This is a genomic window from Arthrobacter sp. MA-N2 (genome assembly GCF_000517125.1).
Lineage (GTDB): Bacteria > Actinomycetota > Actinomycetes > Actinomycetales > Micrococcaceae > Arthrobacter > Arthrobacter methylotrophus.
Genome location: NZ_KI912155.1, coordinates 113,490 through 125,593 on the forward strand (window position 1 = coordinate 113,490; position 12,104 = coordinate 125,593).

A 12,104-nucleotide genomic window follows, 5' to 3' on the forward strand; every position below is an offset into this window, starting at 1 on the left:
GCGCCCGGGAGCAGCGAAGCAAGGCTATTTCCGCCCGATGAACCAATCCTGGAGCTTGCGCAAGCGAGACTGCAATTGCTCTTCGTTCGCCTGTGCAACCGCCGGTCCGCCACACACCTCGCGCAACTTGTTGTGGACCAGGCCGTGCGGGGTGCCGGTCCGCGCGGACCACGCCGCGACGTTCTTCGCAAGCTCATGACGCAAGTCCATCAGCATACGGTGGTCCGGAACAGCGGGTGACGCTGACGCTGCCAACGGCGATTGCTTCTTCTTGCGCGACTGCTGATCATGCTGGCGTTGCCGCAGCAGCGTCCCCACCTGTTCGGCGTCGAGCAGTCCCGGGATCCCTAGGAAATCGAGCTCGTCCTCGGAGCCGATGTCCGCTCCTGTGCCGAATTCGCCGCCGTCGAACAACACCCGGTCAAAGGACGCTTGGGAATCGAGGGCTTCGAACTTACCCTTTTCGAGGGAATCTGACGCCTTTTCCTCGCGGTTGGCCTCGGCCATGAGGTTCTCTTCGGGATTGAAGAGACCGTCCGGGTCTTCCTTCTCGGGCCGGTCCAGGGCATGGTCCCGCTCGGCTTCCATGGAGTTCGCCAAAACCATCAGGGGCGGGACGGAAGGCAGAAATACCGACGCCGTCTCGCCGCGCTTGCGGGCACGGACGAAACGGCCCACGGCTTGGGCGAAGAACAGCGGCGTGGACGTGGACGTCGCATAAACGCCCACCGAAAGCCGGGGAACGTCGACGCCTTCGGACACCATGCGGACCGCCACCATCCAGCGCTTGTCGCTGGCGGTAAACTCCTCGATCTTGTGCGATGCTTTGGAATCATCGGACAGAATCACTGTGGGCGATTGGCCCGTAATTTTCTTGAGCTGACCGGCATACGCACGGGCGTCGTCGTGATCAGTGGCAATGACCAGGCCGCCAGCGTCCGGCACGGTACGGCGCACCTCGCCCAGGCGTTTGTCGGCGGCAGCAAGAACCGCAGGAATCCATTCGCCGCTGGGGTTCAGGGCGGTCCGCCACGCGTGGGAGGTGACGTCCTTGGTCACGGCAGCTTCGCCGAGGGAAGCGGCCATTTCCTCTCCGGCGCTGGTGCGCCAGCGCATCTGGCCCGAATACGCCATGAACAGCACGGGACGGACAACGTGGTCCCTCAAGGCGTTGCCGTAGCCGTAGGTGTAGTCCGCTTTCGAGCGGCGGATACCGTCGCGGTCCTCCGCATATTCGACGAAAGGGATGGGCGAGGTATCGGAACGGAACGGCGTTCCCGTGAGGGCCAGGCGCCGCGCAGCAGGATCGAAGGCCTCACGCAATCCGTCGCCCCAGGACAATGCCTCCCCACCGTGGTGGATTTCGTCCAAAATGACAAAGGTGCGGGCAGCCTCGGTCTTGGCCCGGTGGAGCATGGGCTTGCTGGCCACCTGCGCATAGGTCACGGCAACTCCGACGAACCCCCTGCCGTGCTGCCCGTCGGAATTTTTGAAATTCGGGTCGATGGCAATGCCTACCCTGGCTGCGGCGTCCGCCCACTGCCGTTTCAGGTGGTCCGTGGGAGCCACAATCGTCACACGGTTCACGGTTCCGCTATCAAGGAGTACGGACGCAACACGTAGGGCGAAGGTGGTCTTACCGGCGCCCGGCGTCGCCACGGCGAGGAAATCTCGCGGGCTGCTGTTGAGATACAGGTCTAGTGCTTCCTGCTGCCAGGCGCGCAACTTCGGGGCGGTTCCCCAGGCTGCACGCTCCGGATATGCCGGGGGCAGCGCAGGGCCGCCGAAGAGTGTTTCAGTCACGCGGATTCCACCCGCCTGGTGTCTGCTTGACTCGCGGCAACCAGGCCATCAGCCACAGAAGTACCCACGCCACCAGGCACGGCTATATGCAGGCCGCTGCGCGAGGCAGCGGCAATTCCCAGCAAGGCCGCTGCAGCCAGCGAAACCCAAATAACCACAAAAACACCAATCTGTTCCGAATGCGCGGAATCACGCGGGGCAGCAAGCAAGCAGGAGAAAGCTCTCCTCCGCGTACTACGAGGAATTCCCGACTTCTAGGGCTTGATCACTACTTCGAGTCGCCCGAGCCGCCGCCCTTGTCTCCGCCATCCTTGCCGGGGCGAAGACCGTCATAGATTTCTTTGCACTCGGGGCAGATCGGAAACTTCTGCGGATCCCGTCCCGGGGTCCACACTTTGCCGCACAGCGCAATCACGGGCTCGCCGGTCATGGCGGATTCCATGATCTTTTCCTTGCGGACATAGTGCGAGAAGCGCTCCCGGTCACCGGGTTCCACTTCTTGGCGCGTTTCCTCGCGCTCAATGGTCGCAGTGGATGTTCCGGCTCCGGAAAGCTCGCGCATGGGATCGTTTTCGAATGGGTCCGGAGGCAGCGTCGTCATGCCATCCATCTTAGCCGCTGGAGCCGCGGCGTCAGATGCACCGCGTCGGATGCCGTTGCTCGGATGCAGTGGATCAGATGGTCTGCCACTTCGGTTTGTTGTCGTAGGTGTGCCGATAGTAGTCGGCGAGCTTGAGGGAGGAAGCCGCGGCTTCATCGATCAGGATGGTGGCGTGCGGGTGCATTTGCAGCACTGATGCCGCGCAGATCGCTGCGACCGGGCCTTCGACGAAGTCCCGGACAGCCTGGGCTTTCTGGGCTCCGGTGGCAATCAGAACAACATGCCGGGCGTCCATGATGGTCCCGAGCCCTTGCGTCACCACGTGGTGCGGGACATCGTCGATGCTCTTGAAAAAGCGGGCATTGTCTTTGCGGGTTTGCTCGATCAGCGTCTTGATCCGAGTCCGGGAAGCGAGCGAAGAGCCTGGCTCATTGAATCCGATGTGGCCGTCCGTGCCTACGCCGAGAATCTGGAGATCGACTCCCCCGAGCTCACGCATCGTGTCCTCGTACGCTTGGCAGGCTGCGGGTAGGTCCTCAGCTGTACCGTCAGGGCTATGGACATTGGCGGGGTCGATATTGACCCTATCGGTGAATTCGCGGCGGATGACTTCACGGTACGACTCCGGATGCCCGGGCTCGAGCCCGACATATTCATCGAGGGCGAAGGCGTGTGCCTGGCTGAAGTCGAGGCCCTTTTCCTGGTGACGGCGCGCAAGCTCGTCATAGACAGGAAGCGGAGAAGATCCCGTGGCCAGGCCCAGGACCGCGTTCGGCTTTCGAAGTAGCAACGCCTCGATGGCATCCGCGGCAAGCGCCCCGATCTGTTTGTTTCCCGGAAGAATGACAACTTCCACCGTCCACGACCTTTCTCGCTGTGTTTCCGGATCGACTATTAGATCTTGAGGTTATCCCATGTCCCACAACTTGTCATTGTTGTTCCATGGAATCAACGGTTGACGCTCAATTGCGCGAAGAGTTCAGGTCCGCGCCGGTCGAGCCAACGGCCTCCGAGCCGTACCCCCGCCACGAAAAGAACAACCCCGAGGACCGTACCTGTGGCTAGATTGATCCACCCCCACCTTGGATCTTCCGTGATGGACTGCAGCACCACAAGTGCAAGTTCCGGAAGGACCAGGAAAAACAGCACCGCCATTCCGCCGAATTGGACGGCCAGCGTTTGGGCAACGTTTCCCGGGGGCTTCTTGAACGGACTGTCCCCGGGCAACGGCACGCTTGACGTGTACCGCGCCGACACGATGGAGGACAGGCCGAGGCCCGTGAACAGAACCCCCAGGGAAAGGCCCAGAATACCGGGCAGCCAATCCCAGTCTCCCGTCAGGAAGAAGGGCCCGATGGCGAAGATCAACACCACAGGGAGGGCGAAGGACAAGCAAGCCAAGGCCCGGCCGAGCCGGTCGTGGAGGCCGCGGACTCCGGTAGCCAGATGCAGCGCAAATGCGGTGCTGTCGTAGGAAACATCCGCGGCAATGGACCACGCGAGGACAAAAGCAGCCAAGGGTCCAAGAATCATCAGCAGGGAGTAGCTTCCGGACTGCCCCGACTGGAAGAGGAAAATCACGGGCAACAACGGAACCACAATCAGCGCGGCGGCGTAGCGCGGATCGCGGATCCAGTAGCTGAGCGCGCGAGCGGCCACGGCACCCGTGGGCGTTGCCGGAAGAAGTCCGAACAAGCCCAGTTTTCCACCGCGCTTCCCTGAACCACCCGAATATCGCGGAGTGACCAGCGCCCGCTTGAGCAGGGCATTCCACGCGGCGAACAACACGAGGAGGGTGGCCAAGGAGATCAGAACCTTGATGCTCGCCCCCGCAACATCTCCGGACGCCAGATCCCCGCCAAGGGACCAAGGAGCTCCAAGCGGAGTCCAGGCGACCGTCCGGGCCAGTTCGGGGAGATAGCCGGTGGAACCGGACACCCCCTTGATGACGCCGGCCACCAGCGGTCCCATCAGCACCAGGGGCACGAGGACCACAATGTTGCTCACATCCTTGAAGCGGCGCGACGCTGCGAGGCCGGCAGTCGCCGTCGTGATGACTTTCGACAGCACCACGCAACTCAGGACGCCCAAGACTGCACCCAGCAAGGCGCCGAGCACTGCGGGCGCGCTGCGCCACCATGTTGCCACGGTGAACAACGCCACCACCATCGTGGACAAGCCCGGGACTCCAATGAAACCGGCAAGGGCCAGGCCGATAAGCATCTGGCGCATGGGGATCGCCGTCGTTGTGAACCGCGAAGGATCGAGCGTCATGTCCGCCGCTGAAGCCATGAGCGGAACGACAGCCCAGCCCAGGAGCGCCGCGGCACCACCGAGGACGACGGCGGTTTGTGCGGTCTCGGTATCGGCCCACCGGAGGGCGACGAGCGCCCCGGCCAAGCTCGCCACGACCCCCAGCGCGTAGAGTCCACCGATCGCCATGCCCACGATCTGCCCCGGGCTGCGGCGGAAACCGTTCAGCAAGAGCCGCCACTTCAGGCTCAGAAGGTGCGCAACCATTCCAGCCCTTCCGTCCTGTTCCCGCCGCCGACCAACTGCACAAAGCGTTCCTCGAGCGTAGCCCCGTTGCGGACCTCGTCCACGGTTCCGGCGGCCAGCACCCTGCCGGCAGCAACAACGGCCACGTGCGAGCACATACGCTGCACAAGGTCCATGACATGGCTCGAGACGATCACTGTCCCTCCCGAGGCCACATAATTGTCCAGGATCCCCCGGATGTTGGCCGCGGATACAGGATCCACGGACTCAAAGGGTTCGTCCAGCACCAGCAGCTTTGGCGCATGGATGAGCGCCGAGGCCAGCGCGATCTTCTTTGTCATGCCGGCCGAGTAGTCCACCACGAGGGTACCTGCATCGGCGCTCAGGTCCAGGGCCGCCATGAGTTCTCCCACCCGGTGGGCCACGACTTCCCGGTCCATCCCGCGGAGCAGCCCGGCATAAGTGACCAGCTGTTCACCAGTCAACCGGTCAAAGAGGCGAACGCCGTCGGGCAGAATCCCCATCAGCCTCTTGGCTTCCAACGGTTTCGCCCAAACGTCCACCCCATGGATGAGGGCCGTTCCGAAATCGGGCCGGAGGAGTCCTGTGGCCATGGACAACGTGGTGGTCTTCCCCGCCCCGTTCGGGCCGACCACCCCGTAGAAGGAACCGGCAGGCACGTCCAGGCTGATCCCGTCAACGGCGATCTTGCCTCCGAAGCGTTTCGCGAGACCGCGCAGAGACAAGGCCGGCACCGGGAAAGCGGGAGGGGTATCGGGAAACTGGACATTCATGCAGTCAGCCTAGCCCGGGCGACCCGTCGAGAAGCCGCGCCGGAGGGGTAACTTCGAAGCGTCCTCCCGTACCTGCCTCATCCCAAAGGATGAGTTCTCAGGATGGCTGCGCCTCAGAAGCTGTGCCGTGGCACTGCACGCTGATACTGTGGCGCCCACTCCAGGGGGTAGCCGAGCTCAAAGGCGGCACGAAGCCACCAGTGCGGATCACGGAGGGCCGCACGTGCCATGAACACGCCGTCAGCTTGGCCGGTAGCCACTGTGTGTTCGGCTTGCCCCGAGGCGGTCAGGAATCCAACAGCCCCGGTAGGGACGTTGGCCTCGCGCCGGATCTGCGCGGAGAATCCTGTCTGATAGCCGGGACCGGCCTTGATCTGCTGGTGGGCCACAGCTCCCCCGCTGGAGACGTCCACCAGGTCAACACCGTGCTCAGACGCCGATCGCGCGAGGCGCACTGAGGCGTCAATGTCCACGCCGCCCTCGGCCCAGTCGCTCGCGGAAATCCGGAGCAGTAACGGCATCGAATCCGGGATGACGGCACGAACGGCGTCGATGACCGCTAGCGTCAAGCGGTTCCGGCCCGTCTCGCTGCCTCCCCAGGCATCCTTCCGCTTGTTGATGAGCGGGCTCTGGAACTCGTGCAGCAAGTAGCCATGCGCGCCGTGAATCTCGACCGTGTCGAAGCCCGCGTCCACGGCCCGCGATGCTGCCGCCGCGAAGTCGGAGATAACGGCCTGAATATCGGCCTCCGTCATGGCAACAGGAGCGGCGAGCCCGGCAAAAGGCTCGGCACCCGGACCCCGAGTCACCCAACCGCCGTCCGACTCCGCGACGGATCCGCTCTCTTCAGCGAAGGGCCAGTAGGTGGAAGCCTTGCGGCCTGCGTGCGCCAGTTGGGCGCCGATCTTGCCGCCTACAGCGCTATTGCGGTGGACGAAGTCGACCGTCCGCTCCCACGCAGCAGCCTGCTCATCCGAATACAGGCCGGCATCCCGGGGGCTGATCCTGCCCTCGGGACTGACGGCCGCCGCCTCGGTGAGGATGAGTGCCGCACCACCTGTGGCAAACGCCCCAAGATGCACCAAGTGCCAATCGTTGGGCACGCCTCCCCCGCCGTCGGGCGAACAACTGTACTGGCACATCGGCGAAACCCAGCCGCGATGCGCTACGGTCAGCGAGCGCAACTGAAGCGGGCTGAACAGAGCAGGCTGCGCCATCAGAAGAGAACCCGCGCGAGACCTTGCCGCGCTTTGGCAACACGTTCGTCCGAAATGCCGACGACGTCGAACAGTTCCAGGAGGCGTACGCGCGCCGTTTCGCGCTCCGGCCCGAAGTTGCGGCCGATAAAGGCAATGATGCGGTTGAACGCATCCTCGACGTGTCCACCCGAAATGTCCAGGTCCGCGACGCTGAGCTGCACCTCGAGGTTGTCCGGTTCTTCCGCCGCCTGCTGTCGCACGGCCTCGGCTTCGGCTGCGCTCAGGGACTCAATGCGCCCCATCAATTCCACTTGGGCCAGCCCGGCCTTCGCCTCGGCATCTGCCGGCTTCTCGGCAAGCGCCTGGCGGTAAGCCCTCGCGGCAGCGGCGTAGTCCCCGGCTTCGATGGCATCGAAAGCCGCCTGGTGCAGCGGCGGCAGAGGGGGAGCCTCCCCTGCCGGCACCCCTGCGCCGATGCTTCCCGTCACGCCGTTGGCTTCGGCCACTTTCAGGAGTTCATCGATGAGGCTGCGGATTTCCTGATCCGAAGCGGGGCCCTCGAAGAGCGGCACCGGCTGTCCCTTCAAGACCGCGATGGCGGTGGGGATGGCCTGGACTTGGAATGCCTGGGCGAGCTGCGGGAACGCGTCAACGTCAGCGGCGGCCAGCACTACTTTGCCGGCGTAGCCTTCAACGACGCCTTCGAGGCTGTGCAGCAGGGTCGAAGCCTCCAAGGAGCGGTTGGACCACAAAAGGAAGAGGATGGGAATCTGCGCGGACAGCTGGACGAGGTCCTGAAAATTTGCCTCGGTGGCATCCACGCGCAGTGGTTGCTGGCTTCCGGGACTGCTCCCGGAGCCGGCCGGGGCGCCGCTCGGTGCCGCGGGCGCCGGGCGCCGCAAAGCAGAGAGGTCGACGGCGCCGCGAAGGTTGAGCTGGCTTGCAGCGGCTGGAGAGACGGGACGGGATCCTGGCGAACTCATACCGTCCACTCTAGCCGCTGCAAGAACAGCATTTTCCTACTTGAAGCTGGCCCCGACCAGACCGCGGACAGCCGCGACGAGCTTCATGGGAGAAGTCGAGCCCGCCGGCGGAATGTACAAGGCCACCGATTCCGCGAAGGTCTGGACAAGGCCCACCGTGGTGGAATCGCCGCCCGCGAGCACAGCCGCGGCTTTGTCTACCGTCAGCGTGTCGCCATCAGCCTTGGGCTTGCTCGTGAAATCGAAATTCAGCTTTCCCACGACTACCGCTCCGCCGTCCGAGGTCCGGAACACCGCCGTATCCTCCGGGGAAGGAGTGTGCGTGAAGGTGAAGTCTCCATTGGTCCCCGACTTGACCGTGCTCGCCTGGTAGTCGAGGACATCCGCAATGTATGGCGAGTTTGTTCCCTCCACCAGCTTGTCCTTGTACGCCGAATCCGCCTTCGTCAAGCGGTCGCTCAGGGCAGCGAGTGCCTCCGTGCCGCTGTATTGCAGGCCGGTCTTGTCGTTGGCCGCCACTTGCTCGGTTCCACCCAACGGGATCGCAGGGAACGAGGTTCCAGGCTGAAGCGGAGAGGTGTTCTTCAGTTTATAGTTCTCACGCGGCGAGGCCTGGACGAGGGTCAGGATCTGGGGAACCACGTTTCCCTCGCCCTGCGTCAAAGCGATGACCGTGCGCGGCCAGGTTCGCTGCGTGGAAATGACACTACCCAGCAATTTGCTGGACCGCACCGGCATCCGGGCCTCGTGAGTGGCAACTTGGGACCGGATCTTGTAGTTCTGCGTGCGAACCTGCAGCTCCGTGCCGTCCACCCGTGGGGCGAGCTTGGCAGCATCACGTGCGGCATCCCCGGCGGTCACTGCGCTGGCAACCTGGTCCAGGATCCGCTTCAGCTGTGCGTCGACCACCACCGGGGTAGTCTGCGCACCGGCCGTCGATGAGGGACTCGCCGTCGGGGACGGAGTCTCGGCCGCCTGGGCGGCGCCCGCCGCAGTGCCACCCACGAGGGCCGTCACGACGGCGGCAGCCACGGCTGAAATACGGAGCGCGGGACCGCCCGGGCCCTTCTTGGTTTCCTGGGCAACAGTATCGCCGTCAGCAGTGTCGATGTCGGTAGCATCGACGTCGGTAGCATCCCCGGAGGCCGTGTCCTTAGCGGCTTCCGTCTTCTCCCTGGCCCCCGGTTCGCCTGGACCAAAGCCCTTGCGCCGCCCGCCTTTGCCTCGGCCGCCGGTGAACTTGCTGACGAACGGCAGCGCCGCACCAGCGACGATGAGGATCGCGCCAATGACGATGAGCGGGACGGCCCACGGCATGCTGGCATCGTTGGCGTATGTTACGGAGACCGACGATGGCGCCGGCTTGGTTCCATCGCTGGCCAACAGGAGAGACCAGTTGCCACTCGCGGGCGGGGTCCAAGTGTAGTCCAACTGGCCGCTCGCGTTCTGCGTTTCAACCCACATATCCGATCCAGCCGGGGACGGGGCTTTGGCCTCGCCGTCGGTGCTGGAAAGCTGGAGGGACTTACCGTCCTCGGACACTCCGGTGATGCTGTTGTGCGCGGTCTTGCCTACCCACGCATCGACGTCATCCGGGCGTCCAACGGCCAACACGAAGTTGCCGTCTCCCTTAATGCTGATTTGCGTGGGGCCGCCCTTATGGGCCAGCACGTCGTGGGTGATCACCGTCAGCGGAGCGGGCTTGGAGTCGCCCGGGGCGGACGCGGTCACGGTCTCGGCCGGAGCCCAAAAGGTCAGCTGGCCAATGCCGGCCAACAGTGTCAGCAGGCCAAGCAGCACCAGCGAAACTGCAGTCTTCAATCGCACAGGAATACCAATCATCAGCGGTCGTTGAACTTCAAGGGTAACGGTTTTGTTACCAATGAGTCAGTTCGGGGTCCTCCCGAGAGGCTTCCCGACACACCGTTTGCCCCCTAGAATTCGCCGATTCCGGCCTGCTGATAGTGTGGCGAACAACATGAGATCGGGCGTTCTCCGGAGCCTGACAGCCGAACGAAAAGGCAGCTGAACACGTGAAAGAGCGCAAGGACCCGACACCCGCCGAGCAACAACCGGGGACCAGCCCGGATGCTGTGGCTCATGGGTCTGCCCACGATGGCAAAGATCACGGTGAGGGCCTCATGGCTTCCTTCGTCCGCCGCCTCCGCCAGCCCATTCCTGGCGCCCAACCGCGGGTCCGTTTCGAGATGCCTCCCGAGCTTGAGCAGGATCTGGCAGCCGAGGCCGAGGATGAATCCGCTGGTCCGAAGTTCGGTTCCCCCGGTCCAAGGATGTCCGCGCAGCATCCGCTGTATGTCGGCTTCATGGGCACGGCCGGCGTCGGCATAGCCCTCTTGCTGTACTACATCGGCACCAATACCGCCCAGCTCTTGTTGTGGATCGTGACCGCATTGTTCATTGCACTGGGCTTGGATCCCGTGGTCCGCTGGCTCGAAATGAGCAAGGTTCCCCGGCCCGCCGGAGTCGCCATCGCAGTCGGAGCCCTTGTTGCCGGAGTGGCAGCGTTTTTCAGCACGCTTATCCCGACCATCGTGGAACAGGTCTCGCAGATCGTGCAGCAGGCTCCGGACTGGATCCGGGGCTTCATGAACTCAGATTTCTTCCGCTCCATCGACAGCCAGTTTGGCGTCCGCGACAAGATCAGCCAGGAGCTGGACAAATTCGTCAAGAACCCTGACGCAATGGGCGGTATCTTCGGCGGCGTCGTCGGCTTCGGCTCCACTGTGGCCAACGGGGTGTTCGGGACGCTCATCGTCCTGGTCCTCAGCCTGTACTTCCTCGGTGCGCTGCCTGCCATGAAAAGGTGGGGCTATCGCTTGGCGCCCCGCTCCCGCAGGCCCCGCGTGGAGGCCCTGTCAGAGGAAATCACCCGCTCCGTTGGCAACTACGTGATCGGCCAGGTGTGCGTAGCTTTGCTGAACGCACTCTTCGCCTTCATCGTCATGAGCATCTTGGGTATTCCGTTCAGCGTCCTGCTCGCCTTCGTGGTTGCCCTGCTTGCGTTCATCCCTCTGGTGGGCGGCATGATTGCCGCTGTGGTGGTCATTCTGGTAGCCCTGACCGCCGGCTGGGAGACCGCCGTGATCTACGCCATCTGCTACTTCGCCTACCTGCAGTTCGAGGCGTACTTCATCTCTCCGCGCATCATGCAGAAAGCCGTTGCCGTCCCGGGTGCGGTGGCCGTAATTTCCGTGATCGCAGGCGGCAGCCTGCTGGGCGTTCTGGGGGCTTTGATCGCCATCCCGACGGCGGCGGCAATCATGCTCCTGATAAAGGAAGTCTTTATCGTTCGTCAGGACCGCCACTAGCCCGTGCCCATCAGACCGTGGCCACTGGACCTGCCCAGCGGCGCGGCAGGCCATCGGGTCCCGCACCGGCTTCCGTGACGTCGTCGACGATCTCGTCCAAGACGCGGGCGGCATACTTCTCCCCGACCCACAGGTGCTTGGCGCCGTCGATCCCCAGGACGCGCGCCTGCGGCACAAGGCCGAAACGCTCGGTGGCCTCAGCGGGCTGGAGATAATCGTCGTGTTCCGGAACCAGGACCGTCAACGGCTTTCCTGAGGCGGACCATTCCTTCAAATGCACGTCCGTAGCCCGGTGCAAGGGCGGAGACAGCAGGACAGCGCCTTCCACTTGGGACGCTATCGGTTCAACCGCCCCGTACATCAAGGCGAGCTCCGTGCCAAAGGACCAGCCCACCAACCAGCGGTTCGGGAGCCCGCGTTCGGCTGCGAAGCGAACGGCGGCCTCGACGTCGTACCGTTCACCGATGCCTTCTTCGAAGTGCCCCTGGCTAGTACCTCGCGGCGAGTGCGTCCCGCGCGTATTGAACCGCAAAACCGCGACGCCGGCCAGTGCCGGAAGGCGATAAGACGCCTTCCGGTAGACGTGCGAATCCATGAACCCGCCGTGCGTGGGCAAGGGATGCAAGGTAATGAGGGTTGCTGAGATTTCGCCGGATTCCGGCGATGCAAGCTCTCCCACCAACAGCTTGCCGTCCTCAGTGAGGAACTCCACGTTCTCTCGGCGCGCCGGCAAAACCGTGGATGCGCGAATGTCCGTGGGAGACTCCGGCTGACTGAAAACGAGGGAGGCAGGATCGAAACTCATGCTTCCAAGCTTAAGTGCTCGGCGGCAGCGTCGTCGTCGTGGGTTTTCCCGCTTTTGGCCGTTAGCGCAGTCCGGACTCCCCGTCATTCCG

At 63.8% G+C, this 12,104-nt stretch carries 10 protein-coding genes; 1 reads left to right on the plus strand and 9 read right to left on the minus strand.

Translation table 11 applies throughout. From position 1 onward, the window contains the following. Window positions 1–24 precede the first annotated feature (24 nt). The 8 genes from A3M3_RS0100880 to A3M3_RS0100920 all read right to left on the minus strand — a co-directional run bounded on the left by A3M3_RS0100880 (window position 25) and on the right by A3M3_RS0100920 (window position 9,721). Window positions 25–1,803 (minus strand): DEAD/DEAH box helicase, encoded by a 1,779-nt coding sequence (locus A3M3_RS0100880; RefSeq protein ID WP_028264727.1) that lies wholly within the window; start codon window positions 1,801–1,803, stop codon window positions 25–27. 268 nt (window positions 1,804–2,071) lie between these two features. Then, window positions 2,072–2,413 carry a DUF3039 domain-containing protein gene (locus A3M3_RS0100890; protein ID WP_028264729.1) on the minus strand — a complete coding sequence of 114 codons (342 nt, stop codon included), beginning with the start codon at window positions 2,411–2,413 and terminating at the stop codon, window positions 2,072–2,074. Between the two features lie 64 nt (window positions 2,414–2,477). Beyond that, window positions 2,478–3,260, minus strand: a complete 783-nt coding sequence (gene nagB, locus A3M3_RS0100895) for a glucosamine-6-phosphate deaminase (protein WP_028264730.1) — start codon at window positions 3,258–3,260, stop codon at window positions 2,478–2,480. 92 nt (window positions 3,261–3,352) lie between these two features. Continuing rightward, complete coding sequence (locus A3M3_RS0100900) at window positions 3,353–4,924, minus strand: hypothetical protein (protein WP_028264731.1); 1,572 nt, start codon at window positions 4,922–4,924, stop codon at window positions 3,353–3,355. Continuing rightward, on the minus strand, window positions 4,906–5,697 hold the full coding sequence (locus A3M3_RS0100905; RefSeq protein ID WP_028264732.1) for an ABC transporter ATP-binding protein: 792 nt from the start codon (window positions 5,695–5,697) through the stop codon (window positions 4,906–4,908). Before A3M3_RS0100905 ends, A3M3_RS0100900 begins: the two co-directional genes overlap by 19 nt. A gap of 113 nt (window positions 5,698–5,810) precedes the next feature. Further along, the gene (locus tag A3M3_RS0100910; protein WP_028264733.1) at window positions 5,811–6,914 is read right to left on the minus strand and encodes an NADH:flavin oxidoreductase/NADH oxidase; all 1,104 of its coding nucleotides are present in this window, start codon (window positions 6,912–6,914) and stop codon (window positions 5,811–5,813) included. Continuing rightward, window positions 6,914–7,879: a tetratricopeptide repeat protein gene (locus A3M3_RS0100915; RefSeq protein WP_028264734.1), complete on the minus strand. Its 966-nt coding sequence runs from the start codon at window positions 7,877–7,879 to the stop codon at window positions 6,914–6,916. Before A3M3_RS0100915 ends, A3M3_RS0100910 begins: the two co-directional genes overlap by 1 nt. 36 nt (window positions 7,880–7,915) lie before the next feature. Beyond that, a complete protein-coding gene (locus A3M3_RS0100920) occupies window positions 7,916–9,721 on the minus strand; it encodes a hypothetical protein (protein WP_028264735.1) in 1,806 nt (601 codons plus the stop codon). A 299-nt stretch (window positions 9,722–10,020) separates the two neighbouring features. Between A3M3_RS0100920 and A3M3_RS0100925 the strand changes: the two genes are divergently transcribed. Continuing rightward, a complete protein-coding gene (locus A3M3_RS0100925) occupies window positions 10,021–11,208 on the plus strand; it encodes an AI-2E family transporter (protein ID WP_197023292.1) in 1,188 nt (395 codons plus the stop codon). 10 nt (window positions 11,209–11,218) lie between these two features. Here A3M3_RS0100925 and A3M3_RS0100930 read toward each other — a convergent pair whose 3' ends face one another. Beyond that, window positions 11,219–12,013, minus strand: a complete 795-nt coding sequence (locus A3M3_RS0100930; RefSeq protein WP_028264737.1) for an alpha/beta hydrolase — start codon at window positions 12,011–12,013, stop codon at window positions 11,219–11,221. Between the last annotated feature and the right edge of the window lie 91 nt (window positions 12,014–12,104).